This is a genomic window from Amaricoccus solimangrovi (genome assembly GCF_006385685.1).
Lineage (GTDB): Bacteria > Pseudomonadota > Alphaproteobacteria > Rhodobacterales > Rhodobacteraceae > Amaricoccus > Amaricoccus solimangrovi.
The window spans coordinates 1-24,502 of sequence record NZ_VFRP01000012.1 but is presented as its reverse complement, the minus strand read 5'-3'; the positions used below and the strand labels follow the sequence as shown (position 1 = coordinate 24,502).

Here is a 24,502-nt window from a genome sequence, read left to right as displayed (position 1 = left end):
GGGCCGAAGGGTGTAACGAGGCGTTACACCTGTAATTTACACTTGTCGCGCCGATGACATTTCGCTTACGCGAAGTGATTATTCGCAGCTGCGAAGTAGACGGGGAGTAATGCGCGGCCTATGTGATCGTCAGTCCAGCGGGAGGATGACCGTGGCCGAGTCGCAGGATCCCAGCCGCCCCCGGGCGCCCGAGGAGGTCGCCGCCGAGCTTGCCCGGCTGATGCCGCGCGACGCCGTCTACACCCTGCGCTTCCTCGGGGAGAGCCAGCACCGGCTGCGCGCGCATTTCGAGGAGGTCATCGCGCGCGAACTCGCCGGGCGCGGCGTGACGGCGGAGAGCCATCCGATGATCCGGGGCTTCATCGAGACGCACGCGCTGCTCCTGCGCGACTTCGTCCTCTCGGGCGTCGCGATGACACATCAGCTGCGCCTCGGCGAGATCGAGCGGCTGCTCGGCGACACGACCTCCGTGCTGAGCGTCGACATCTGGGACGACCTGCGCGGCCATATCGAGACCGCCGAGCGCCAGTTCCGCGCGCAGGCGGATGCCCTGCCCGACCAGCTCGAAGGCTACCGGGCGCCGTAGGGCGGACATCTGTCCGCCATCCCGGGCTCATCCCGCCATCGCGGAACGGTCCGCCATCCCGGGCGCGAAGGCGGACAGATGTCCGCCCTACGGGGCGGGCCAGAGGGCGAGCCAGGCGGCGGGGTCGCTTCGCAGCCGCGCATGGGCCGCGCCCATGATCGCCGTCCGCTCCGCCTCGGGCAGCGCGCGGAGCGCGGTCTCCGCCTCGGCGACCGCGGCGGCCTCCGGCTCGGCCGCGGCGCGCGCGAGCGCGCTCACGCAGGCGTGCCCCGCGCCCAGCTTCGCCAGCGCCACCTCGTGGAGCGTGGTGAAGATCACCCGGCCCGCGTTCTCGAACATCGCATCCTCTCCTTCATTGGCCCGGTCCTTGCTTGGCACCGGAAAAAGACACGTCGCGGGGGGCATGCCCGCCGCGCGGGAAGGAACGCCCCATGAACCAGCCTGACCGCCCGCTCACGCTCCACGACCTGCTCGCCCGCCGCTGGCGGACCGAGGCCCCGATCACCGCGATCCGCTTCGCGACCGATGGCGGCGCCACCGCCTTCGCGACGGCCGCGGGCGCGGTGCTGATCGCGGGAGCCGCCGACCCCGAACCGCCGGAGAGCCGGATCCGCGTGACCGGCGACCTCGGCCAGACCACGATCCGGCCCCGGACGAAGGAGCCGCCGGCGCTCGTCCCCGTCACCGGCCTCGCCGATGGCGCGCCGCCGATCGCCGCGCGCGGGAGCGGGTTTCTCGTCGGCGACGCGGCGGGCCGCGTACTCGAGCTCGGCCCCGACGGCGCCGCCACGACGGTGCTGACGCTCGAAGGGCCGGTCGTCGCGCTCGACCAGGCGGGCGGCGCGGTCGCCGCCGCCGACGCGGGCGGCGTCACGCTGCTGAACCGCGACGGCGCGCGGCGCCGGGACCTGCCCGGGACGGTGGCGCTCGCGCTCCACGCGGGCGGCGGGCTCGCCGCCGCCGACGCGGGCGCGGTGCGCCTTCTCGGGCGCGACGACGCCTCCCCGGCCGTGCCCCTCGCCGGCGCGCTCCGGCTGCGCTGGCGCGGCGACGGCGCCTGGCTCGGCGCGGCGCTCGGCGCGGAGGGGATCGCGCTCGTCGACCCGGCCGCCCCCGCGGCCCCGATCCGCCTCGGCGGCTTCCCGGCCCCGGCGCGCGACCTCGTCTGGAGCGCGCCCGGCCACGCCTTCGCCGCCCCGGGCGCCTTCCGCGTCGCCGCCTGGGACGCCGAGGCGCTGCCCGCGACCGACCGGCCGCTCCTGACGGGACAGCCCGGCCTCGTCGCCGTCGAGGCGCTGGCGGCGCATCCGTCCCGGCCGCTCCTCGCGGCGGGTTTCGCCAATGGCCAGGTCGTGATCGCCCAGATCGGCGCCCGCGACGAGCTTCTGCTCCGCCACGAGGGCGCGGCGGTCACCGCGCTCGCCTTCTCGCCCGACGGCCGGCATCTCGCGATCGGCGACGCCGCCGGCGTCGCCGCGATCGCCACCTTTCCCGCCCGCATGTTCAAGTAAGGAGATCCTTCCATGACCACCCCCGAGACCGAGGCCCCGGCCGCCACGCTCACCCCCGAGGAACAGAGCAAGGACCTGTTCTTCACCCGGCTCGGCGAGATCTCGCAGGAGATGGTGACCGCCCATGGCCGCGATTTCGCGATGGGCGCGCTGGTTCTCGCCGCGCGCTGGATCGCCGAGGGCCGGATCGGCCAGCCGAAGCCGCACTGAAGCGAGGCGCCGCGCCGTCATTCCGGCGCGGCGCCCCGATGGTAGAGCAGGCAGATCGTCCGGAGCGCCGAGGCGAAATTCGCGACGTCGCCCTGATGCTCCGCCGTCTCCGCGTGCAGCGCCGCGAGCAGCTTCGGCGTCGTCAGCCCCTCCCGTTCCGCCATCGCGTCGAGCACGTCCCAGAACGCCGCCTCGAGCTGCAGGCTCGTCGCATGCCCCCCGATCCGGAGCGACCGGCTGACCCGGCGGAACGGCCCGGGTCCGGCTTTCGCGACCATGCCGCGCATCCGCTCCGCTTCCACCACGCCCGGCCCGGGGACGGCCGGCCCGGCCGCCCCCGCCCCCCGTCTCAGGGGATCAGGACCGCGCGGCCGTGGATCTGGCCGGCGTTCAGATCGTGCAGCGCGCGGTTGGCGTCGGCGAGCGAATACTCGACCGTCGTCAGGTCGCAGAGCCCGCGGTCGGCCAGCGCCATCAGCTCGACGAGCTCGGCCCAGGTGCCGACGAGATTGCCGATGATGTTCTTCTCGGTGATCACCATGTCGACGGTCGGCACGACGATGTTCTCGCCATAGCCGACGACGTAGTAGCTCCCCATCGGCCGGGTCATCGCGAGGCCCTTCGCGGTCATGCCCTTCTCGCCCACGAAGTCGATCACCGCCTCCGCGCCCGCGCCGCCGGTCTCGGCCAGCACCGCCTCGACCTCGTTGCCATCGGCCTTCACGAGCTTGTCCGCGCCCTTCTTCCGCGCGAGTTCCAGCGAGGCGTCGGACTTGTCGACGACGATCACATCGGCCGCGCACATCGCCTTGAGGCACTGGATCGCGATATGGCCGAGCCCGCCCGCGCCGATCACGACGACGCTTTCACCCGGCAGCAGGTGGCGCGTCGCCTTCTTGACCGCGCGATAGGCGGTCAGCCCCGCGTCGGCGTAGGGCGCGACCTCCTTCGGCGCCAGCGACTTCGGGAGCGCCACGATGTTGCGCTCCGAGGTCGCGAGATATTCGGCGTAGCCGCCGTTGGAATCGAGCCCCGGGAAGGTGCCGGGCGCGTGCATGTCGAAGCCCCGGCGGCAGGCGAGGCAGGTGCCGCCGGAGATCTTCGGATGCACGATCACCGGGTCGCCGACCCTGAGCCCCTCGACCTCCTTGCCGACCTCCTCGACCCAGCCCGCGTTCTCGTGGCCCATGATGAGCGGCAGGAGCTGGTTCCCGTTCGGGTCCATGTGCGGCTTCCAGACGCCCTCGATGATGTGCAGGTCGGTGCGGCAGACGCCGGCGCCGCCGATCCTGACGATCACGTCGGTCGACTTGCGGATCTTCGGGTCCGGCACGTCCTGGAGCGTCACCCATTCGTTGGCGGTCAGTGCCTCGTCGTAGCGTTCGAGTACCTGGGCTTTCATGCGCGTCTCCTCCCGGGGACTGGTTGTGTTCACCTCCTGAAAAGCAACAACCGTGCCAGGTTTTCGCGGCCATCCGACACAGGAGTGTCGCGGAAGCGTCGCCGTTCTGTCATCCGGCGGCGGTAACCGGGGCGCGACCCCAACGGATCCTGGAAATCCCATGCGCCGAACCCTGTTCCTGCTGGCCGCCAGCACCTGCCTCGTCCCCGCGGCCCATGCCGCCGAGATCATGCCGCTCGACCGCGCGACCATTCTCGCCGGCTCGCCCTTCGACATGAAGGTCGAGTTCGACGGCGTGGTGAAGCCGGGCGACGTCTCCGTGACGATCAACGGCGAGCCGGCCGCCGGCCTGCTCGGCAAGGACGCGACCTTCATCGAGAGGGAGGAGGGCGTCGACGCCTCCGCCGTCCGGATCGACGGCGTGAGCATCGCGACCCCCGGCAGCTACACCGTCGAGGCGAAGGCCGGCGACGAGACGAAGTCGGTGACCTGGGATGTCTACGGCACGCCCGGGACGCCGGTCGTGAAGAACGTGATCTTCATGATCGCCGACGGGCTCAGCGTCGCCGACCGCACCACCGCGCGTCTGATGTCGAAGGGCATGACCGGCGGCAAGGCCGACGGCCGGCTCAACATGGACGATCTCGACTACGCCGCCTTCATCGGCACCTCCTCGACCGGCTCGATCGCGACCGACAGCGCCAATACCGCCTCGGCCTACATGACCGGCCACAAGACGGCGGTGAACGCGCTCGGCGTCTATGCCGACCGGACCGAGGACACGCTCGACGATCCGAAGGTCGAGCTCATCTCCGAGGCGCTCCGGCGCACCGGCGGCAAGTCGGTCGGCATCGTCTCGACCGCCGAGATCGAGGATGCGACGCCCGCGGCGCTCATCGCCCATACCCGCAAGCGCGCCGACAAGCCCGAGATCGCCGACATGCTCCTCGCGCATCAGCCCGAGGTGATCCTCGGCGGCGGCTCGGCCTATTTCCTGCCCCGGTCGACGCCGGGCTCGAAGCGCAAGGACGACGAGAACCTCGTCGAGAAGTTCCAGGACGCGGGCTACGCGCTCGCGACCGACGCGGAGGGGCTGAAGGCCGCCGGGGGCTCGAACTCGGGCAGGATCCTCGGCCTGTTCCACACCGGCAACATGGACACGGCGCTCGACCGCAAGTTCCTGGGCAAGGGCACGGTGCAGGACTTCCCGAACCAGCCCGGCCTCGTCGAGATGACCCGCGTCGCGATCGACCAGCTGGCGAAGGATCCGGACGGGTTCTTCGTGATGATCGAGGCCGCCACGGTCGACAAGATGAAGCACCCGATGGACTGGGAGCGCGCGATGATCGACACGATCGAGTTCGATCAGGCCGTCGGCGTCGCCCGGGACTTCGTCGCGGCGCATCCCGACACGCTGCTCGTCGTCACGGGCGACCATACCCACGGCAATTCGCTGATCGGCACGATCGACCCTGCCCGGGGCGAGGGCCGCGAGAGCGTGGGCGTCTACGCCGACGCGGGCTTTCTCGGCTACAGGGACGAGAATGGCGACGGCTATCCGGACGACCTGAACGTCGCGCCCCGGATCGCGATGTTCTCGAACAATTTCCCGGACTATTACGAGACGTGGGGGCCGAAGCTCGACGATCCGTTCGAACCGGCGGTCAAGGACGAGAACGGCGACTATGTCGCGAATGCGGAGTACAAGGACGTCCCCGGCGCGGTGCTGCGCGAGGGCAACCTGCCGAAATCGGCCGATACCGCCGTGCACGCCGTCGACGACGTCGTGCTGCAGGCCTCGGGCGCGGGCGCCGAGAAGTTCCACGGCTACATGGAGCAGAGCGACGTCTACCGGGTGATCGCCGAGCTTATGGCGCTCGCCCCGGCCAAGCCCGGCAACTGAGGCCTGACCGCCTGAACCGAAACCCCGGGGAGCCCGCCTCCCCGGGGAGAGCATTTTCCGGAGCCGCCCGATGATCCGCCAGAGCCGCCGCGCCGTCCTTCTCGCCACCGTCTGCCTCGCCGTCGCGGCGGCCGCGCGGGCGGGCGAAGGCTCGGGCACGCTCGCCTTCGACGAGCTTTACGGCAAGGTCGGCGTGCTCGGCCTTTCCTTCTCCGACAAGCTCAGGGCGCTGAAAGGCCAGACCGTCCGGATGAAGGGCTTCATGGCGCCGCCGCTCAAGGCCGAGGCGAAGTTCTTCGTGCTGACGAAACGGCCGATGGCGCTCTGCCCGTTCTGCTCCTCGGACGCCGACTGGCCGGCGGATATCGTCGTCGTCTATCTCGACCGCGCACAGACCTTCGAACAGGCCAATGCGCTCATCGAGGTGACGGGCACGCTCGAGGTCGGCTCCTGGACCGATCCCGAGACAGGCTTCGTCAGCCAGGTGCGCATCGTCGGCGCGCGGTTCGACCGGGTCTGAGCCATGGCGCGCCTCGCGATCCGGAACCTCGTCGCGCGGTTCCCCGGCCTCGACCAGCCCGCGCTCGACGTACCCGCCTTCGACCTCGACGCGGGCGCGCGGATCGCGCTGCGCGGGCCTTCCGGCTCGGGCAAGACCACCTTCCTCAACATGCTGACCGGCCTCGCGCGCGTGCCGGAGGGGCACGTAACCTGGGACGGCATCGATCTCGCGACGCTCGGCGAAGGCGCGCGCGACCGCTGGCGCGCGGCGAACGTCGGGCTGGTGATGCAGGATTTCCACCTCTTTCCCGGCCTCTCGGCGCTCGAGAACGTGCTCCTGCCCCGGCGCCTGCGCTGGCGCGGCGCGGAGAAGGGCGCGCGGGAGGAGGCGCTGGGGCTCCTGCGGCGGACCGGCGTGCCCCGGCCGGACCAGCCGGTCGAGACGCTCTCGCGCGGCCAGTCGCAGCGCGTCGCGGTCGCGCGCGCGCTCCTCGGCCGGCCGGCGATCCTCGTCGCGGACGAGCCGACCGCGAGTCTCGACGCCGAGGCGGGCGCGGCGGTCGGCGCGCTCCTGACCGATCTCGCCCGCGAGACCGGCGCCACGCTCGTCGTCGCCACCCACGATCCCGAACTCATCGAGCGGATCGGCCGGGTGGCGCATCTGACCGCGGGCCGGCTCGCCGCCTGAGAGGAGACCGACTTGCTCCGCTTCATCCTCGCCGACCTGCGCCGGGCCTGGCCGGGCGCGCTCGCGATCGCGCTCATCATCGCCTTCGCCACCGCGCTCGGCATCACCGTGACGCTGCAGGAACGCGCGCTCCGGCTCGGCAGCGCCCGGGCGGCGGACGCCTTCGACCTCGTGATCGGCGCGCCGGCGAGCGAGACGCAGCTCGTGCTCTCGTCCGTCTTCCTGCAGCCCGCGCCGCTGCCGCTGATGCCGGGCGCGGTGATGGGCGAACTCGCCGCCGATCCGCGCGTGGCCTGGGCCGCGCCGATCGGCTTCGGCGACGCGCACGAGGGCTGGCCGGTGGTCGGGACGACCGGGGCGCTGATCGACGGGCTCGGCGGAATCGCGAAGGGCCAGGGCTTCGCGCGGCTCGGCGACGCGGTGGTGGGCGCGCGGGTGCCGATGGCGCCGGGCGACACGTTCCACCCGGTCCATGCCGAACTCGCCGCCGAGGGGGAGGTGCATCAGGGCACGACCTATACGGTGCGCGGCGTGCTGAGTCCGACCGGCTCCCCCTGGGACCGGGCGATCCTCGTGCCGATCGAGGCGGTCTGGCAGAGCCACGGGATGGAAGCGGGCCATGACAAGGAAGGCGACGCGCGGCATCACGAAGGGGCGCTCGACGCGGATCAGCCGGTGAACCCCGCCGCGGTCGCCGCCCCCAACGCGCCGGGCGTGCCCGCCATCGTTGTGCGCGGCCACACGATCGCGGACGCCTACAACCTGCGCCAGCACTACCGGGGAGACCGGTCCGTGGCGGTCTTCCCGGCCGAGGTGCTGACCCGGCTCTACGGGACACTCGGCGACGCGCGGAGCGTGCTCTCCGCGGTCGCGATCGCCGCGCAGGCGCTTGTCGCCGCGGCGGTGCTGCTGGTCGCGCTTCTCCATGTGACGCAGCGGCAGCGCCAGATCGGCGCGCTCCGCGCCTTCGGCGCGAGCCGGGGCGTCATCTTCCTGATCGTCTGGGGCGAGGTGGCGCTGATCGCCGCGGCGGGCGTCGCGGCCGGGATCGGCCTCGGCTGGCTCGCCGCGCGCCTCATCTCCGCCCGGATCGAAGCGGCGAGCGGCGTGGCGATGCCGGTCGAATTCGCAGCCAGTGATCTCGGGCTCGTCCTCGGCCTGCTCGCGGCGGCGGGCGCCTGCGCGCTGATCCCGGCGGCGATCGCCTACCGCCAGTCGCCGGCGGCGGCGCTGCGGGGGTGAAGGTGGGTGCGGGCACCCACCCCTGCGCGACGCGGATCGCATCGGCGCGGCCGGGGCCGGGCTCCGCTCGTTAACCTGACCGACGGGAAGGATCTCCCGCCCCGGCCCGCGGGCTGCTACCGGTAGATCGGGGGGCGCGGTGGTTATCCGGTTTACCATCATGGCCGGTCATGGTCCGCGGCGTCATTCCTCCACGAGGATGACGTGCACGAAGCCCGGGCCATGCGCGCCCCGGACGTAGCTGCCCTCGATGTCGGTGGTGCCGCTCGGCCCGGTGATCAGGATCGCGTTCCTCGGCGGCTCCGTCCCCTCGAGCCGGGCCGCGTAATCCTCGAGATGGGCGAGCATGTCCGCCACCCGCAGCACCACGACGTGATGGAGAGGCAGGAAGGCGAGCAGGATCGGCGTCTCGGGACCCGAATGGATCACGATGGAACCGCTCTCCGCGACGCCGAAGCGCGCGAGCCCGACCCCCGCCGCCTCGTCCGGGGCGATGGCGGAATGGGTTTCGACCGCGCCCCAGTCGAGCCCGCGCAACTCCGGCGCGCCGTCGAGCGCGACCGAGGGGCGGAGCCCCTGCCCCGCGAGGTAGCGCGCCACCGCCTCCGGCACCGCGTCGAGCGCGGGCACCCGGTCGATCGTGGTGCCGAGCGCGGTGGCCTTGATCGCGAAGCTCTCCGCGAGCGTCGCCCCGGCGAGGCGCGGGCGGACCGCGTCTGGCTCGGCGAGCAGCGCCGCGGCCTCCCCCGCGATCTGAGCCGGGTCGCGGGCTGCGCTGAGCTCGGCCCGCACGGCCGAGAAGATCCGTTCGCGCGCGCTCATTTCCGGCCCCCCCGGTACTGTTCCATGAAGGTCTTCCCCGAAGGTCGCGGCAGGTCGCGATAGGCGGTCCAGCCGCCCGCGAGCGGCACGGAGCCGACCCAGCCGCCCTTGCCCATGAGACGGAGCGCCCGGACGCCGAGCCCGCTCGCGAGGCGGTAGAGCCGGGGTCGCCGCGCGACCCAGGCCCAGAGGCCGAGCCCCGCGCGCATCGCCCGCGGCTCCAGATTCTCGCGCCAGCTCCGCCCGCGCCAGGCGCGGAGCAGCGTCGGGAGCGGGATCCGGACCGGGCAGACCTCGGCGCAGCGGCCGTTCATCGTGCAGGCGAAGGGCAGGTCGCGCGATTTGGCGAGCCCGTCGAGCACCGGCGTCAGCACCGCGCCCATCGGTCCGGGATAGGTGCCGCCATAGGCATGGCCGCCGATCTGGCGGTAGACGACGCAGTGGTTCATGCAGGCGCCGCAGCGGATGCAGCGGAGCATGTCGCGGAACTCGTCGCCGAGCATCCGGGAGCGGCCGTTGTCGACGAGGACGATGTGCATCTCCTCCGGCCCGTCCGCGTCGCCCGGCCGTTTCGGCCCGCGGTGGAAGGTGGTGTACTGCGTCATCTCGCCCCCGGTCGCGGAGCGCACGAGCAGCCGCAGCAGCGCGAAGGCATGGGCGGTCGAGGGCACCAGCTTCTCGATCCCGGCGGTCACGATATGGACGCGGGGCGGCGTGGTGGTGAGCTCGGCGTTGCCCTCGTTCGTCACGGTGCAGGTGGCGCCGGTGTCCGCGATCAGGAAGTTCGCGCCCGAGATGCCCACGTCCGCGCCGAGGAACTTCTCGCGCAGCACGCGCCGGGCGCTTCGCACCATCGAGCCCGGATCCTCGGCGCTCGGCGGGGGCACATGGCCCTCGCGGAAGAGATCGGCCACCTGCTCGCGGGTGCGGTGCATCGCGGGCCAGATGATGTGCGAGGGGTGCTCGCCGGCGAGCTGGATGATGTGTTCGGCGAGATCGGTCTCCACCCGCTCGATCCCCGCCTCGGCGAGCGCGTCGGGCAGGCCGATCTCCTCGCCGAGCATGGATTTCGAGCGCGTGACGCTGCGCGCGCCCGCCTCGCGGCAGAGCCGGACGACGATGGCGCGGGCCTCCGCGTCGTCGGCGGCCCAGTGAACCTTCGCGCCGGAGGCGGTGGCGTTGCGCTCGAAGGTCTCGAGGTAGTGGCCGAGATTGGCGATCACGTGGTCCTTGATCGCCCTGCCCCGCTCGCGCGCCGCCTCGAATTCCGGGAAGGCGCCGACCGCGGCGGCGCGCTTCGTCTCGGCCGTGTTGGTGGTGCGGTCGATCGCGATCTTCAGCGTGCGGTCCGCGAGCGCGATCCCGGCGCGGGTCTTGAAATCCGGCGCCTCGGCCTCGGCATGGGGCGCGTCGCTCATTCGGCCTCTCCGATCGCCGGGCCGTCGGCCATGCCGGCCACGACCTCCACCGTGTGGAAGCAGCGGACCTTCGAGCCCTCGCGATGGAGCTTGCCCGCCATGTTCATGAGACACCCGAGATCGCCCGCGAGCAGCAGGTCGGCGCCCGTGGCCTCGATCGCCGCCGCCTTCTCGCCCACGATCCCGTTCGAGATCGCGGGGTATTTCACGCAGAAGGTCCCGCCGAAGCCGCAGCAGACCTCCGCGCCCTCGAGCGGGCGCATCTCGAGCCCGTCGATTCCAGCGAGGAGCGCGCGGGGTTGGGCCTTCACGCCCATCTCGCGGAGCCCCGAGCAGCTGTCGTGATAGGTCGCGCTCGCGGGCAGGCTCCGGCCTTCCGGCCGGTAGCCCATCACGTCGACGAGGAAGCTCAGGATCTCGCGCGTCTTCCCCGCCAGCGCCTTCGCGCGCGGCCCCCAGACCGGGTCATCCGCGAGAAGCTCGGGATAGCCATGCGCGATGGTCCCGGCGCAGGAGCCCGAGGGCACGACCACGTGGTCGTAGCCATCGAAGACCGAGATCACCTGGCGGGCCAGCGCCTTCGTGTCGGCGTCGTCGCCGCTGTTGAAGGCGGGCTGGCCGCAGCAGGTCTGCGCCTCGGGGACCTCGACCACGCATCCGGCCTCCTCCAGCACCCGGATCGCGGCGAAGCCGATCCGGGGCCGCATCGCATCGACGAGGCAGGTGACGAAGAGTGCGACGCGGGGGCCGGATGCCTGGGTCATGGCCGCCTCACTCCGCCGCGACGGCCGGGGCCGTCCGGCCGCGGTTCACCGCCATGAAGCCGATCACCGCCACCGCCCAGACGATCGCCGCGATCCACCACATGTTGAAGCCGCCCGCGATCAGCGCGGTGCCGATGAGCCCGCCCTGCACAACGTAATAGGCCATCGGGATCAGCGTCTTGCGGATGATCTCGCCCTCGCGGTCGACGAGGCCGACCGTGGCCGAGGCCGCGACGACGTTGTGCACGCAGATCATGTTGCCCGCCGCGCCGCCGATCGCCTGCAGCGCCACGACCAGCATCGCGCCGGTGGCCCCGAGGCCGATCTGCTCCGCCGTCGAGAACTGGAAGAGCGAGAACATCATGTTCGAGATCGTGTTCGACCCGGCGACGAAGGCGCCCATCGCCCCGATCAGCGGCGCGAACATCGGCCAGGCCTGGCCCACCGCGTTCGAGACGCCCTCGGCGAGCACGATCGGCATCGAGGCGAGCCGGTCGGAGGCCGAGTTCAGGAACACCTGCACCATCGGCACGGCGAGCATGAGCGCCGGGGCCGCCGCCACCATCGCGGAGCCGGAGGAGCGCAGCGCCCGGCCGTAGTCCTTCGCCGTCATCCGGTGCAGGAAGAAGGTGAAGAGCGAGGCGAGGATCAGGATCGTGCCCGGCAGGTAGAGCACCTGCACCCGCGCGTTGATGCCCGAGCCGAAGAGGTTGTCGAAGGCGAGCGTCATCTCGGGCGAGGTCAGCCAGGCCTTCACCGGCAGGATGGTGCGCGTCAGCACCAGCAGCGCCACGACGAAGACGTAGGGAGCCCAGGCCTTGGCGAGCGACATGAGCGGCTGGCCGGCCCTGTGGTCCTCGAGATCGTCGAGCTTGCCGACCCAGGCCGGATCCCAGTCCTTGCGCGCCGGGAATTCGAACGTGTCCGCCGGCATCAGGAAACCGCGGCGCGCGGCCGGGATCACGATGGCGAGGCCGATCAGGCCGCCGAGGAGCGACGGGAACTCCGGCCCGAGGATCGAGGCGATCAGGTAATAGGGCACGGTGAAAGCGAGGCCCGCGAAGAGCGCGAACTTCCAGACCCGGAATCCTTCCGCGAAGGAGCGGTTGGCGCCGAAGAAGCGGGTCAGCATGCCGATCATGATGAGCGGGATCAGGAAGCCGATCAGCCCGTGGATCATCGCGACCTTGGCGGCGATCTGGAACAGGTATTCGAGGAAGGGCGTCGGCGCGATGGTCGAGTTGACGATCGCCTGATCCGCGAGCCCGGTCTTGACGCCGACGAGGATCGGGGTGCCGACCGCGCCGAAGGAGACCGGCGTCGACTGGATGATGAGCGTGACCATGACCGCGGCCATGGCCGGGAAGCCGATCGCGACCAGGAGCGGCGCGGCGATCGCCGCCGGCGTGCCGAAGCCCGAGGCGCCCTCGATCAGCGAGCCGAAGAGCCAGGCGATGATGATGGCCTGGATCCGCCGGTCGGGGGAGATCCGGGTGAAGCCGTTCCGGATCGCCCGGATGCCGCCGCTCTCCTCGAGCGCGTAGAGCATCAGGATCGCGCCGAAGACGATGTAGAGCAGGCTGATCGCCGTCACGACGCCGTTCACCGTGGCGCCCGCGACCTTCGCGAGATCGGTGCCCCAGACGAGGAGCGCGGTGATGACGGTGACGACATAGGCGACGAGCATCGAGAACTTGGCCGAGCGCGCGAGCACGACGAGCAGCACGAATACCGTCGCGATCGGCAGCAAGGCGAGCAGGAATGTCAGGAATCCTGGCATCTTTCCCTCCGGTAATGGGCCGCCCTCGGCGGTCCCGGTTGATCTTGTTCTTGACGGGGACGCCCGGCGTCAGTGCCAGTGGGCGCGCTTCGAGGTCTGGCCGATCCCGGGATTGAGGCTGTTGGTGGGATCGAGCGACCGGTAGAAGTCCGCGAGCGCGGGCTTCGCGTGGTAGAGGTGGCCGACATTGTGCTCGGCCGGATATTCCGCGCCGCGGTCGTCGAGCAGCCGCCACATCTCGTGTTCGAGCGCGAGGCAGTCATGCCCCTTCCTTACCACGTAGTCCTGGTGAAAGACATGACAGAAGAAGTGCCCGTAATAGAGCTTCTTTTCTATCTTCGCCTCCATCTCGGGCGGAAGATGCTCGACCCAGTCGCGATCGTCGCGGCGCAGCGCGATGTCGAGCGCGAGGATGTCCTCGACCTCGCGCGCGTGGACGGCGCGATAGCGGTTCGCGGCGCCCGCGACGGCGAAGCGGTGCAGGAAGGCGGCCTTGCCCTCCTCGGCCGTGCATTCGAAGACGTCGCCGGTCGCGGAGGGGAACAGCGTCCCGAGCCAGGCCCGCGCCTCGGCGATCCCGCCGCCGCCCATCCGGAGCAGCAGGTGATGCTCGTAGCGGTCGCGGAAGTCGTTCATCCGCGCGGGGAGATGCTGGGGCGCGAGCGCGGCCACTCCCTGCGCGATCCGGTCGGTCAGCGTCGCGCCGAGGCCGAGCCGCTCGGTCAGCGCGTCGGCCTTCGCCTTCGCGGCGAAGAAGGCGGGCATCCGGTCGGTGCCCGCGCGCTGGATGAAGAGGAAGGTGTCCTTGCCGTATCTCGCCGCCACGTCGTAGGCGTCGCGGTGGATGTATTCGCCCGCGATCGGCAGATGCTCGAAATGCGCGAGGATGTGGCGGCGGATCGTGGTCAGCTCGTCCGGGTCGTTGGTGCCGACGTAGAAGACCGCCGTTTCCGTCTCGGCCTCGAACGTGTCGAGCCGCACCGCGAAGACCGCGAGCTTGCCGGCGCAGCCCGCCGCCTCGCGGAGCCGCCGCGGGTCGGCGTTGAACCGGGCGGGCGTCTCCGCGTCCACCTCGCGCACATGGGCGCTGTATTCGCGGTCCGAACCCCAGGCCTCCGTCGGCTCCGGCGCCGGCAGGTCGCCGCGCTCGACCCGGGCGAGGATCTCCTCCGGATCGTTGCCGAGCGGCAGGCCGAGATGGTTGACGAGCGCCACGGTCCCGTCGTCGCGCACCTCGGCGTAGAGGCTCATCTCGGTATAGGCCGGGCCGCGCCGGATCAGCGCGCCGCCCGAATTGTTGCAGATGCCCCCCAGCACCGAGGCGCCGATGCAGGAGGAGCCGATCACCGAATGCGGCTCGCGCCCGAGCGGGCGGAGCGCCTTCTCGAGCGCGTCGAGCGTGGCGCCGGGCAGGCAGACCACCTGCCGGCCCGCGTCGATCAGATGGATGCCCCCGAGGCGGCGGAGCGAGACCAGCACGATCTCGCGGCCGTAGTCCTCGCCCCAGGGCGTCGAGCCGCCCGTGAGGCCGGTATTGGCCGCCTGGAAGATCACCGCGCGCCCCGCGGCGATCGCGGCGTTCAGCACGCGCCACTGCTCGACGAGAGTGCCGGGCCGGACCACCGCGACCACCGGCCCACCGCCGAAGCGGAAGCCCTTCGTGAAGGCGCGGGTGTCGCGGTCGCGCGTGAGCACATGCGCCGGGCCGACGATGCCGCGAAGCTCGGCGAGCAGCCTTTCCGGGGCGACGGTCACGCGGTGGCCCCGCGGGCAAGCATCGTCGATGGTCGGGGGGACTTCATCCGGCGCTTCCTCCTCGTCGCGGCGCGAGCGCGAAATCCTGAGATTCGCGCCGGCTGCCTGGCTCTTTGTTGAACCGGTGTTTCGTGTTTGGTAAAACATTTTTACCACGATCGTCAACCCTGAAACCTTCTTCACCCTGTCCCGCGATCGGGTTAGAAGAGGCGACTGGCAGGCTCCGACCGGAGGGAGGCATCTTGGCGAGGGATGGCATCAAGGGGATCGGCGCCGCCGAATCCACCGCCCGGCACATCGAGGACCTGATCCTCGAGGGATCGCTCCGCCCGGGCGAGCCGCTGCTGCCCGAACGGGAGATGGCGCTGCGGCTCAACGTCTCGCGGCCGACGCTGCGCCAGGGAATGAAGCTCCTGGAGGAGCGCGGGCTGCTCGTCGCGGAGCCGGGCGGCGCGCGCGTGGTCGCCCCGCTCGCGACCAGCATCACCGATCCGCTGATCGAGCTCATGTCGAGCCGGGGCGAGGTGGTGAACGACTATCTCGAACTGCGCGGCACGCTCGAGGGCATGGCGGCGACGCTCGCCGCGACGCGCGCGAACGACGTGGACCGCGACACGCTGCGCCGCTGCGCCGAGCGCATCGACGCCGCCCATGCCAAGGCCGACCCGCATGACGAGGCGGACGCCGATGTCGACCTGCACGTCGCGATCTACGAGGCGAGCCACAATGTCGTGCTGCTCCAGATCATGCGCGCGCTCTCGGGCATGCTGCGCCGGGGCGTGTTCCACAACCGCGAGAAGCTCTATGCCCGGCCCGAGGTGCGCGAGGTGCTGCTGACGCAGCATCGCGCGATCTTCGACGCGGTGATGGCGCGCGATCCCGCCGCCGCCGGCGGGGCGGCGGAGGAGCACATGGCCTATACCCGCCGGGTGCTCGCCGAGATCGCCGCGGCCGAGGCGCGGCTCGAGATCTCGCTGCGCCGCATCGACGGCGGCAGCCTCAGTTCCCGCGCCCGGACCAGGCCCGCGACCGGCGCCGGCTGAGCCGCGACGACTTGTCCCCCGCCCCGCCTTCCGTTCCCGGGCGCGCTGGCCTATCCGGGAAGGGAGGCATATCGAAGGGAGGGCGACGGGTGGCGGGCGAGGAATGGCACGCGCTGACGGGCGACGAGGCGCTGGCGCGGGTCGAGTCGAGGGCCTCGGGGCTCGAGACATCGGAGGCGAGCCGGCGGCTGGGCGAGGTCGGGCCGAACGCGCTCCCCGCGGCCGCGCCGGTCCATCCCGTGCTCCGCTTCCTCGCGCAGTTCAACAACACGCTCATCTACGTGCTGCTCGCCGGCGCGCTCGCGGCCGGCCTGCTCGGCCATGTGATCGACGCGGGCGTGATCGTCGTCGTGGTCATCATCAACGCGATCGTCGGCTTCGCGCAGGAAGGCCGCGCCGAACAGTCGCTCCGGGCGATCGGGAGCCTGATCTCGCCGCGTGCCACCGTGCTGCGCGGCGGCGAGCGGCTGATCGTGGGCGTCGAGGAACTGGTGCCGGGGGACGTCGTGCTGCTCGAGGCGGGCGAGCGGGTGCCGGCCGACCTGCGGCTCATCCGCGCCCGGGGGCTCAGCGTCGACGAGGCGCCGCTGACCGGGGAATCCGTCACCGCCGCCAAGGCCGAGGCGCCGGTCGCCCCCGACGCGCCGCTCGGCGACCGCGCGGGCATGGCCTTCTCGGGCACGCTCGTCGCCACCGGCCAGGGCATGGGCGTCGTCGTCGCGACCGGCCCCCGGACCGAGATCGGCCGGATCAGCCGCCTCATTCAGGATGTGGAGCGGATGGTGACGCCGCTCCTGCGCCAGATCGACCGATTCGCCATCCTCTTCACCCGCGTCGTGCTGGTGGCCGGGCTCGCACTCTTCCTCTTCGCCGTCTTCGCCCGCGGCTTCGACTGGACCGAGGCGCTGATCGCGGTCGTGGCGCTCACCGTCGGCGTCGTGCCGGAGGGGCTGCCGGCGGTGATGACGATCACCATGGCGATCGGCGTGCGCCGGATGGCGGCCCGCCGCGCGGTGGTGCGCAAGCTGCCCGCGGTCGAGACGCTCGGCGCGGTCTCGGTCATCTGCACCGACAAGACCGGCACGCTGACGCTGAACGAGATGACGGTACGCCACGTGCTCGTCCCCGGCCACGATGTCCGCGTCGGCGGCGTCGGCTACGCGCCGACGGGCGCGCTCAACGCCGAGAACCACGGCGACGACGCCCGGGCGATCGCCGCGCTCTCCCCGATTCTCTCCTGCGGCATGATGTGCAACGACGCGACGCTGCGCGAGGAAGCGGGCGAATGGACGACGCGGGGCGATCCGATGGAGGGCGCGCTGGTCGCGCTCGCGATGAAGGCGGGGCTCGATCCCGCCCATGCGCGGGGCCAGTGGCCGCGCCGCGACGAGATCCCGTTCGACGCCGCGCATCGCTACATGGCGACGCTGCACGAAGGCCCCGACGGCGCGGGCATGATCTACGTGAAGGGCGCGCCCGAGGCGCTGCTCGCGATGGCAGGCGCCCGGGGCGGCGACTGGGAGGCCCGGATCGCCGATCTCGCCCGCCAGGGCGAGCGCGTGCTCGGCTTCGCCGCGAAGCGCCTGGAGGCGCTGCCCGGCCAGCTCACCCCCGCCGATCTCGCCGAGGGGGTCGAGTTCCTCGGGCTCATGGGTTTCCTCGACCCGCCCCGGCCGGAGGCGGTGGCCGCGATCGCCCGATGCCGCTCCGCCGGCGTCGCGGTGAAGATGATCACCGGCGACCACGCCGACACCGCGCTCGCGATCGGCCGCCAGCTCGGCCTCGCCGACCGGATCGAGGCGATGACCGGGGCGGAGGTGGACGCGCTCGACGACGCGGGCCTCGCCCGCGCCGTGCCCGGGGTGGCGGTCTTCGCGCGCACGAGCCCCGAGCACAAGCTCCGCATCGTGCGCGCGCTCCAGGCCGATGGCGCGATCGTCGCGATGACCGGCGACGGCGTGAACGACGCGCCGGCCCTGAAACAGGCCGATGTCGGCACCGCGATGGGCCGTCAGGGCACCGAGGCGGCGCGCGAGGCGGCGGAGATGGTGCTGCTCGACGACAATTTCGCCTCCATCGTCGCGGCGGTGAGCGAGGGCCGCACCGTCTACGACAACATCCGCAAGGTGATCTCCTGGACGCTCCCGACCAACGGCGGCGAGGCGCTGGCGGTGATCGCCGCGATCTTCGTCGGCTTCGCGCTGCCGATGAGCCCGACGCAGATCCTCTGGGTGAACCTCGTGACGAGCGTCGGCCTCGGCCTCGTCCTCGCCTTCGAGCCGCCGGAGCCGGGCGTCATGACCCGCCCGCCGCGCGGCGCGGGCGCGCCGCTGCTCTCGGGCTTCCTGATCTGGCGCGTCGTGCTCGTCTCCGCGCTGATCGCCGCGGCGACGCTCTTCGTCTTCCTCCAGGCGCTCGGCCGGGGCGAGGCGACCGAATACGCGCGCACCATGGCGGTCAACATGACGGTCGTCGCGGAGATCTTCTATCTCTTCAACGTGCGCTACCTGACGATGCGCTCGCTGACCTGGCGCGGCGCGCTCGGCACGCCGGCGGTCCTCGGCGCGATCGCGGCGCTGGTGCTCGCGCAGTTCGCCTTCACCTACGCGCCCTTCATGGCCGCGATCTTCGACACCCGCCCGCTCCGCCTCGCCGACGGGGCGATGATCCTCGCGCTCGGGGTGGGGCTGATGCTGCTGCTCGAGGCGGAGAAGCTCCTGATGCGCCGGCTCGGCCTCTTCGCGGACCTCCGGAGCTAGCCGCGCGGGAGGGCCGCGCGGATCCCGGCGCCCTACCCCGCCAGCATCCGCAGGCCCTGGGTCACGTCCATCCGCACGGCGAGCCTCAGGCCGGGGTTGTCCCCGGCGCGGAGCGCGGCGATGATCTTGCGATGGTTCTCCGCCGCCTGCCGCCGCTGCAGCCGCTCGTAGAGCGCGCGCATCGTGGGACCGGACTGCAGCCAGACCGTCTCGATCAGCCCGAGCATCGCCGGCGCCTGGGCGCGCAGGTAGAGCGTGCGGTGGAATTCGAGATTGGTCCGCACATAGCCCGCCGCGTCGCCCTTCACGATCATCTCGTCGATCACGTTGTTGATCGCCTGCATCCGGTCGATCAGCGCCACATGCGCGCGCGGCAGCGCGCGGCTCGCGAGTTCTGGCTCCAGCAGCGCGCGCAGGGAGGCGAGTTCCTCGATCCGCTCGTTGGTCAGTTCCGGCGTCGAGACCCGGCCGGAGGCGGAAAGCTTCAGCGCCCCCTCCGCGACCAGCCGGCGCACCGCCTCGCGCGCGGGGGTGGTCGAGACGCCGTATTCGGCGGCGATCCCGCGCAGCGTCATCGCCGCGCCGGGCGCGATCAGCCCGTACATCACCCGCGCCCGCAGGCCGCGATAGACCCGCTCATGCGCGGTGAGCGAGGTGTCTCCGCCGGGCAGGGTCTGGATCGGGCGCGGCTCTGTCATCGCCGATGCGGACCACGAAGCGCGCCGCCCCGTCAAGGCCGCCATGATCCGGCCCCGGGCACGGAATCGTGTCCCGCCTCCTCCGCGGGGCCGGGCCGCGAGAAATCGTAGCCGTGCAGCCGGACCCCTTCGCGCCGGAGCCAGTCGCGCGGCGCGGCGTAATCCGGGCAGAGCCCCGCGACGACGGCCCAGAACCGCGCGGAATGGTTCATCTCCGCGAGATGCGCGACCTCATGCGCGGCGACATAGTCGAGCACCGCGCGCGGCGCGAGCGCGAGGCGCCAGGAGAACATCAGGTCGCCCCGCGCGGTGCAGGAGCCCCAGCGCCCCTTCGGATCGCGGAGCGTGATCCGCCGGACGCTCCGCCCGAGCGCCGCCGCGTGGCGGTCGCAGGCGGCGGCGCAGGCCTCCCGCGCCGCCTCGCGCACGAAGGCGGCCACCCGGCCCGGCAGGTCCGCGGGCCGGCCGGGAACGTGGAGCGCGCCTTCGGCATGGATCAGGCGCCGCCCGCCGGAGGCCGCGCGAATCGCGAGTTCCCCGTCGCCGAACGGCAGCCTCGTCCCGTCGCGAACCGCGATTCGCGGGCGGGCGGCCATGTGGCGCCGCAGCCAGTCCTCGTGATCGTCGAGAAAGGCCCGCGCGGCCGCGAGCGGCGCCGCGGTCGGGATCGTCAGCACCGGCCCGCCCGAGGCGAGCCCGGCGACGCGCAGGATCATCCGGCGCGAGCGCGCATCCCGGCGCAGGCGGACCTCGATTTCCGGATCACCGATCCGCAGGATACCCGCCACTCCGGACGCGCCCTCCCCCGTCCGGCCGGCTCAGACCTCGGCCCGGGGCGCCGCGGCGATCCGGTCGGAGACGACGAGCCGGGGCCGCGCCGGGGCGATGTCGCGCCGATGCGCGGCGATGAAGTCGCGCACCCTGGGCTGGGTGGAGCCGCGCCAGCGCGACCCGTTGAAGACGCCGTAATGCCCCACCCCCTCGACCACGAGATGCTCCCGCTCCGAATCGGGCAGGCCCCGGGCGAGATCCTGCGCCGCCTCGGTCTGGCCGAGGCCGGTGATGTCGTCCTTCTCGCCCTCGATCGTCATCAGCGCGATGTCGGTCATCGCGCCGGGATCGACCGGGCGATCGCGATAGCGGTATTCGCCGAGCGCGAGCAGGCGCCGCTGGAACACGCGCTCGATCGTCTGGAGATAGAAGCCGGCGGTCAGGTCCATCACCGCCATGTATTCGTCGTAGAAACGGCGGTGCGCCTCGGCGCTGTCGCCGTCGCCCTTCACGAGATTCTTGAACTGCGAGATATGCGCGTCCATGTGCCGGTCGAAATTCATCGACAGGAAGCCCGAGAGCTGCAGGAAGCCGGGATAGACGCGCCGCATCGCGCCGGGATTGGGCCAGGGCACGCGCACGACGACATTCTGCTCGAACCAGCTCAGCGGATGGCTCTGCGCGAGTTCGTTCGGCTGTTTCGGGTTGCGCGCGGTGTCGATGGGCGAGCCCATCAGCGTCAGCGAAGCCGGGCGCAGCGGATCGCGCTCCATCGCCATGAGGCTCGCCGCGACCAGCGCGGGCACGCCCGGCTGGCAGACCGCCATCACGTGCACCCGCTCGCCGTCGCGGGCCAGCGTCCGGACCATCTCGATCAGATAGTCGGTATAGTCGTCGAGATCGAAATCGCCGTGGCTGAGCGGCACCTGCCGCGCGTCGACCCAGTCGGTGATGTGGACGTCGTGCTCGGGCAGCATCGCCTGGACGGTGCCGCGCAGGAGCGTCGCGTAATGCCCCGACATCGGCGCGACGATCAGCACCTTCGGATCGCGCCGGGCCGCGGCGGCGGCCGAATCACGCCGGAACCGCAGCAGGTCGCAGAAGGGACGCGACCAGACCACCTCCTCGACGACGGGCGTCTCGAAGCCGTCGACGAGCGTCGTCTCGAGCCCGAATTCGGGCTTTCCGTAGCGCCGGGTCGCCTGGATGAACATGTCGAGCGCGGCTGAGACCGCGCGATTGCCGTAGCTTTCCGACAGGAGGTTGAGCGGATTGCTCACCATTTCCTGGCTTATCCGCGCCGCCGCGCGCATCGGGGACAACGCGGCGTGCGTCATTTCATATGCATGGTAAAGAAGCATACCCACCCCACGAAATTTTGTTACAACGAGAATAATACGATTGATCGCGAGGACAAGCGGCATTCGCCCGGCGAACGGGCGGAAGCCGCCCTTCTTTGGTCGCATGGAGAACGGCGCGTTACCGACCAACACCCCTTTGACATCCCGGCCGCTCCGTGGCATGCGACGCCGGATTCGACTCCCACGCACACGAAGGACTTCCGATGCCCAAGGACGAATGGGGCGTTAAGCGCGTTTGCCCGCACTGCGGCTCCCGGTTCTACGACCTGCGCAACGACCCGATGACCTGCCCCGAATGCGGCGCCACCTTCTCGATCGAGAGCCTCTCCTCCGCCGCGAAGGCGAAGGCGCCCCGGCCGGAGAAGGCGAAGCCCGAGCCGATGGACATCGAGGATCTGCCCGATCTCGACACCGACGACGACGTGATCGACGGCGACGACGACATGAGCGACGAGATCCTCGAGGACGAGGAGGACAACGTCGACATCGACGACATCGCCGATGTCGGCAACAGCGAGGAAGAGAACTGATCCGCGTCTTCCGGGCGTGACATCCACGCCCGCCGCGAGATCCGAGGCCCCGCCGCTCCCGCGCCGGGGCCTTTTTCACGGGCCGGTCGAGGGCACCGGAAGCGGCGCGGAAAAAAGCGGAGGACCGCGTCGATTTCCGCTTCTTTTCCCCTTGCACCCCGCCGCCCGTGCCCCTAAAAGCCGCCTCCACGGGGCCATAGCTCAGCTGGGAGAGCGCTTGCATGGCATGCAAGAGGTCAGGGGTTCGATCCCCCTTGGCTCCACCAAATCCCGCCGACAAGCGATTGATATTACACGACGATTTGTAGGCCACTCCGGGTCTTTCCCCCAAGGCTCCTTCCAATAGCTTCAGGACGCTATCGGAACGGACAAGAACCGTCCTTCCTGGCATTTCCATCGGTCCGCCCCCGCGAACTGTGCCGATCGCAACACGAATCATTAACGAGCAACTGGGCGCGCTATCACGAATCGTTGACCGCCTCAGTTGATTCCTCTCCCGTGGAAATACAGAGGGAGATGTCTATGAAAATTCGTTGGATGGCCGGCCCCTGCCTGGCCCTGCTTCTTGGCGGCTGCGCCACAATCACTCGCGGAACCAATGACGTGTTCGAAGTTAATACCATGCCTAGCCAGGCGCAGGTCACGACCACAAACGGGTTCGCTTGCGTTTCCCCCTGCGCTCTGAAGATGCCCAGGCGCTCCGAGTTCGACGTGACAATCTCCAAGCTCGGATACGAGACCGCTCGAGCGCATGTGACCAACGGGGTGGCCGGCGGAGGGGGCGTCGCAATGGCCGGCAATGTGGTTCTCGGCGGCATCATTGGCGCGGGAGTCGACGCCGGCACCGGCGCTATGCTGGATCTTAAGCCCAACCCGCTCAATGTCACTCTCGCGCCTCTGAGCAACGCGCCGGCGGTCGCTGGTCTCGCCGTGGCCACGAACGCCGTCGCGTCCGCGACGCCCACCGCCGCCACGCCGCCTATGGAGTATGTTCCGGTCCAAGGAGGCACGCCCGCCATGGCTCTGGCAGGCCCTGGCACTCCCGCGACCGTGGCGCCCAGCGCCGCGCCGATAGCATCTACCGCCACCATCCCGGCCGCCGCTGTCGCCCCAGCACGGGGCGCCCCATCTCTGCTTCTACCACCGGTCCCGACGCAGACCCAGAAGCTGCCAGGCCATCGCGTCGCCGGCTACGGCTGCCCGGGCTTCGCACCCCGTGTGCTCTATGCGGAGAGCCCCGGCAAGCTGCCGAAGGGGTGCGAGAGGATGGAAGCTCTGTGACCAGCCCGAAACGGCAGGCGAGCCCAAGCGCAGGGCCGAGATCGTCGACCCGCGCCGGCCGCTGCTGACGAACTCCCGCGGGAATCCCTGGACCGCCTCCGGCTTCGGCGCCAGCTGGCGCACCGAACTGATCCGCCTCGGCCTGCGCCCGGAGCGGAACGACGAGCTTGAGCCCGGCGCGTTCCGCCCGACCTTCCACGGCCTGCGCCACACGAATGCGACGCTGATCGCGACGGCGGTCGCCAGGAACCCGGACACATTCGGCGGGATAGCCCGCGTCAAGGCGATGCTCGGGCACATGTCCGAGGCCATGGCACGGCACTACGCCAGGAGGGCGGAAGTGGAACATCTCAACGCCGAGACAATCCTGCTGCTGCCCGAAATTGGGAACACGCCCGCGTGGATTGGGAACAATCCGGAGTAGTGCTGTCTAAGTGATTGATTTTGGTGGGTGATGACGGGCTCGAACCGCCGACATTCTCGGTGTAAACGAGACGCTCTACCAACTGAGCTAATCACCCTGCCGGGAGTCGATCCCCACGAGCGGAGAGGGATATGGTGGGCGATGAGGGATTTGAACCCCCGACATCTTCGATGTGAACGAAGCGCTCTACCACTGAGCTAATCGCCCGGCGGAGTGCGAGATAGCCTCAGACCGCGGGCTGCGCAAGCCCCTGTTTCGCGCCATCGCCCAGTTTTCCTCCCGCGCGCGGCAATCAGGGTGATCCGCGCATTTGCCACGGCTGATTTGTTCCTCAGGATGGTTCCGTTGCATCGCAAGACCGCATGTCCTTCTGCGGCTGACCTGTGACGGGTGGTTCGCCCTACACTGGCGGCTTTCAACGAGGGTTGGTCGTGTCGCGAATGTGGTTGAGATTCCCTGGCAGCTGCTCCGGGCTCGTGAAGTTGGCGCCGTTCAGGCGGCGAGATCAAGAGCCATCGGCTCGAGAGGCTGAGAGAGGGTTTCCCAGCCGTCGACCTTGCGCATCTGGATCTGCCCGGAGGCCAGCAGGGCCCAGAGCAGCATGGGCGGGGTTTCGGCGCGGGGCAGCACGGTCTGGGTCTTGACGCGGCGCCGGAATTCCTCGTTCAGGCGCTCGATCGCATTGGTCGTCCTTGCGGATTTCCATTGCGACGGATCGAGCCGAGTGAAGCTGAAGAGCCGGTCTCCCGCTTCCTCGAGGCTGTCGGCGACCGCCCGGCACTTGAGGCGCCATTTCCGCAAGAACATCTTCCGCCTGAGCTCGATCCCCGCGGCGGTGTCGGCATGGATCATGTCGCGGTAGTCCTCGGTCAGCTCGTCGTGCAGGCGCTTGGGGGCATGCGCCAGGAGGTTCCGGTGCTTGTGAACCGTGGGGCTGTTGAAGAACCGTGGCTGTTCGGCCGGAAGAGGGCTCTGTCAGGCTGTCACGGCCCCGAGGACCACCCGCTCGAACAACCGATCGAAGGCGGCGCGCAGCCCCGTGCGAGCCGTCAG

At 70.8% G+C, this 24,502-nt stretch carries 23 protein-coding genes, 3 tRNA genes and 1 pseudogene; 13 read left to right on the top strand and 14 right to left on the bottom strand.

Translation table 11 applies throughout. The features are described from left to right. The first annotated feature begins 151 nt into the window (after positions 1-151). Positions 152-586, top strand: a complete 435-nt coding sequence (locus tag FJM51_RS12980) for a hypothetical protein (protein ID WP_210240280.1) — start codon at positions 152-154, stop codon at positions 584-586. An 87-nt stretch (positions 587-673) separates the two neighbouring features. Here the strand turns inward: FJM51_RS12980 and FJM51_RS12975 are convergent, their stop codons facing one another. Beyond that, entirely contained in the window at positions 674-925 is a 252-nt protein-coding gene (locus tag FJM51_RS12975) for a hypothetical protein (RefSeq protein ID WP_140454572.1), read from the bottom strand. Positions 926-1,017: 92 nt separating this feature from the next. On the opposite strand from FJM51_RS12975, the gene FJM51_RS12970 reads away from it, so the two are divergent. Both FJM51_RS12970 and FJM51_RS12965 read left to right on the top strand, forming a co-directional pair. Further along, on the top strand, positions 1,018-2,097 hold the full coding sequence (locus FJM51_RS12970) for a WD40 repeat domain-containing protein (RefSeq protein ID WP_140454571.1): 1,080 nt from the start codon (positions 1,018-1,020) through the stop codon (positions 2,095-2,097). A gap of 12 nt (positions 2,098-2,109) precedes the next feature. After that, positions 2,110-2,307 (top strand): hypothetical protein, encoded by a 198-nt coding sequence (locus FJM51_RS12965; protein WP_140454570.1) that lies wholly within the window; start codon positions 2,110-2,112, stop codon positions 2,305-2,307. Positions 2,308-2,324: 17 nt separating this feature from the next. Here the strand turns inward: FJM51_RS12965 and FJM51_RS12960 are convergent, their stop codons facing one another. Beyond that, positions 2,325-2,585 carry a ribbon-helix-helix domain-containing protein gene (locus FJM51_RS12960; protein WP_210240279.1) on the bottom strand — a complete coding sequence of 87 codons (261 nt, stop codon included), beginning with the start codon at positions 2,583-2,585 and terminating at the stop codon, positions 2,325-2,327. 71 nt (positions 2,586-2,656) lie between these two features. Beyond that, on the bottom strand, positions 2,657-3,709 hold the full coding sequence (locus tag FJM51_RS12955; protein WP_140454568.1) for an NAD(P)-dependent alcohol dehydrogenase: 1,053 nt from the start codon (positions 3,707-3,709) through the stop codon (positions 2,657-2,659). A 160-nt stretch (positions 3,710-3,869) separates the two neighbouring features. On the opposite strand from FJM51_RS12955, the gene FJM51_RS12950 reads away from it, so the two are divergent. From FJM51_RS12950 to FJM51_RS12935, 4 genes are all read left to right on the top strand, one after another. Beyond that, the gene (locus FJM51_RS12950; RefSeq protein ID WP_140454567.1) at positions 3,870-5,612 is read left to right on the top strand and encodes an alkaline phosphatase; all 1,743 of its coding nucleotides are present in this window, start codon (positions 3,870-3,872) and stop codon (positions 5,610-5,612) included. A gap of 70 nt (positions 5,613-5,682) precedes the next feature. Continuing rightward, positions 5,683-6,132: a hypothetical protein gene (locus FJM51_RS12945; RefSeq protein ID WP_140454566.1), complete on the top strand. Its 450-nt coding sequence runs from the start codon at positions 5,683-5,685 to the stop codon at positions 6,130-6,132. Positions 6,133-6,135: 3 nt separating this feature from the next. Then, positions 6,136-6,801: an ABC transporter ATP-binding protein gene (locus FJM51_RS12940; protein ID WP_140454565.1), complete on the top strand. Its 666-nt coding sequence runs from the start codon at positions 6,136-6,138 to the stop codon at positions 6,799-6,801. A 12-nt stretch (positions 6,802-6,813) separates the two neighbouring features. Next, complete coding sequence (locus FJM51_RS12935; RefSeq protein ID WP_140454564.1) at positions 6,814-8,043, top strand: FtsX-like permease family protein; 1,230 nt, start codon at positions 6,814-6,816, stop codon at positions 8,041-8,043. A gap of 183 nt (positions 8,044-8,226) precedes the next feature. Here the strand turns inward: FJM51_RS12935 and FJM51_RS12930 are convergent, their stop codons facing one another. The 5 genes from FJM51_RS12930 to dld form a co-directional block, all read right to left on the bottom strand. Next, on the bottom strand, positions 8,227-8,865 hold the full coding sequence (locus FJM51_RS12930) for a LutC/YkgG family protein (protein ID WP_140454563.1): 639 nt from the start codon (positions 8,863-8,865) through the stop codon (positions 8,227-8,229). Continuing rightward, positions 8,862-10,283 carry a lactate utilization protein B gene (locus tag FJM51_RS12925; protein ID WP_140454562.1) on the bottom strand — a complete coding sequence of 474 codons (1,422 nt, stop codon included), beginning with the start codon at positions 10,281-10,283 and terminating at the stop codon, positions 8,862-8,864. Before FJM51_RS12925 ends, FJM51_RS12930 begins: the two co-directional genes overlap by 4 nt. Next, complete coding sequence (locus FJM51_RS12920) at positions 10,280-11,047, bottom strand: (Fe-S)-binding protein (protein ID WP_140454561.1); 768 nt, start codon at positions 11,045-11,047, stop codon at positions 10,280-10,282. The genes FJM51_RS12925 and FJM51_RS12920 overlap by 4 nt, the downstream gene beginning before the upstream one ends. A gap of 7 nt (positions 11,048-11,054) precedes the next feature. Next, the gene (locus tag FJM51_RS12915) at positions 11,055-12,827 is read right to left on the bottom strand and encodes an L-lactate permease (protein WP_140454560.1); all 1,773 of its coding nucleotides are present in this window, start codon (positions 12,825-12,827) and stop codon (positions 11,055-11,057) included. Positions 12,828-12,896: 69 nt separating this feature from the next. Next, the gene (gene dld, locus FJM51_RS12910; protein ID WP_233713115.1) at positions 12,897-14,582 is read right to left on the bottom strand and encodes a D-lactate dehydrogenase; all 1,686 of its coding nucleotides are present in this window, start codon (positions 14,580-14,582) and stop codon (positions 12,897-12,899) included. 242 nt (positions 14,583-14,824) lie between these two features. On the opposite strand from dld, the gene FJM51_RS12905 reads away from it, so the two are divergent. Together FJM51_RS12905 and FJM51_RS12900 are read left to right on the top strand one after the other, a co-directional pair. Beyond that, positions 14,825-15,625, top strand: a complete 801-nt coding sequence (locus FJM51_RS12905) for an FCD domain-containing protein (protein WP_140454558.1) — start codon at positions 14,825-14,827, stop codon at positions 15,623-15,625. A gap of 89 nt (positions 15,626-15,714) precedes the next feature. Beyond that, a complete protein-coding gene (locus tag FJM51_RS12900) occupies positions 15,715-18,384 on the top strand; it encodes an HAD-IC family P-type ATPase (protein ID WP_140454557.1) in 2,670 nt (889 codons plus the stop codon). Between the two features lie 32 nt (positions 18,385-18,416). Here FJM51_RS12900 and FJM51_RS12895 read toward each other — a convergent pair whose 3' ends face one another. Genes FJM51_RS12895 through FJM51_RS12885 form a run of 3 tightly spaced genes read right to left on the bottom strand, consistent with a single transcriptional unit; the run spans position 18,417 to position 21,214 of the window. After that, positions 18,417-19,082 carry a GntR family transcriptional regulator gene (locus FJM51_RS12895; RefSeq protein ID WP_140454556.1) on the bottom strand — a complete coding sequence of 222 codons (666 nt, stop codon included), beginning with the start codon at positions 19,080-19,082 and terminating at the stop codon, positions 18,417-18,419. A gap of 32 nt (positions 19,083-19,114) precedes the next feature. After that, a complete protein-coding gene (locus FJM51_RS12890) occupies positions 19,115-19,870 on the bottom strand; it encodes a M48 family metallopeptidase (protein ID WP_233713114.1) in 756 nt (251 codons plus the stop codon). A gap of 30 nt (positions 19,871-19,900) precedes the next feature. After that, positions 19,901-21,214, bottom strand: a complete 1,314-nt coding sequence (locus tag FJM51_RS12885) for a polyhydroxyalkanoate depolymerase (RefSeq protein ID WP_140454555.1) — start codon at positions 21,212-21,214, stop codon at positions 19,901-19,903. A 203-nt stretch (positions 21,215-21,417) separates the two neighbouring features. Between FJM51_RS12885 and FJM51_RS12880 the strand changes: the two genes are divergently transcribed. From FJM51_RS12880 to FJM51_RS12865, 3 genes are all read left to right on the top strand, one after another. Next, a complete protein-coding gene (locus tag FJM51_RS12880; RefSeq protein WP_140454554.1) occupies positions 21,418-21,744 on the top strand; it encodes an FYDLN acid domain-containing protein in 327 nt (108 codons plus the stop codon). Between the two features lie 190 nt (positions 21,745-21,934). After that, positions 21,935-22,010: transfer RNA gene (locus FJM51_RS12875), tRNA-Ala, on the top strand. Between the two features lie 959 nt (positions 22,011-22,969). Continuing rightward, a complete protein-coding gene (locus FJM51_RS12865) occupies positions 22,970-23,449 on the top strand; it encodes a site-specific integrase (RefSeq protein ID WP_140454553.1) in 480 nt (159 codons plus the stop codon). A 21-nt stretch (positions 23,450-23,470) separates the two neighbouring features. On the opposite strand, the gene FJM51_RS12860 is transcribed toward FJM51_RS12865, so the two are convergent. The 3 genes and pseudogenes from FJM51_RS12860 to FJM51_RS12850 form a co-directional block, all read right to left on the bottom strand. Next, a tRNA-Val gene (locus tag FJM51_RS12860) sits at positions 23,471-23,546 on the bottom strand. 35 nt (positions 23,547-23,581) lie between these two features. Continuing rightward, positions 23,582-23,656 (bottom strand) — tRNA-Val (locus FJM51_RS12855). A gap of 285 nt (positions 23,657-23,941) precedes the next feature. Then, a pseudogene (locus FJM51_RS12850) lies at positions 23,942-24,379 on the bottom strand (transposase); the annotation flags it as partial. On the opposite strand from FJM51_RS12850, the gene FJM51_RS24150 reads away from it, so the two are divergent. After that, positions 24,293-24,502 (top strand): hypothetical protein (locus FJM51_RS24150; RefSeq protein WP_210240278.1); only part of this gene is annotated, 210 nt, incomplete at its 3' end. The pseudogene FJM51_RS12850 and the gene FJM51_RS24150 overlap by 87 nt on opposite strands.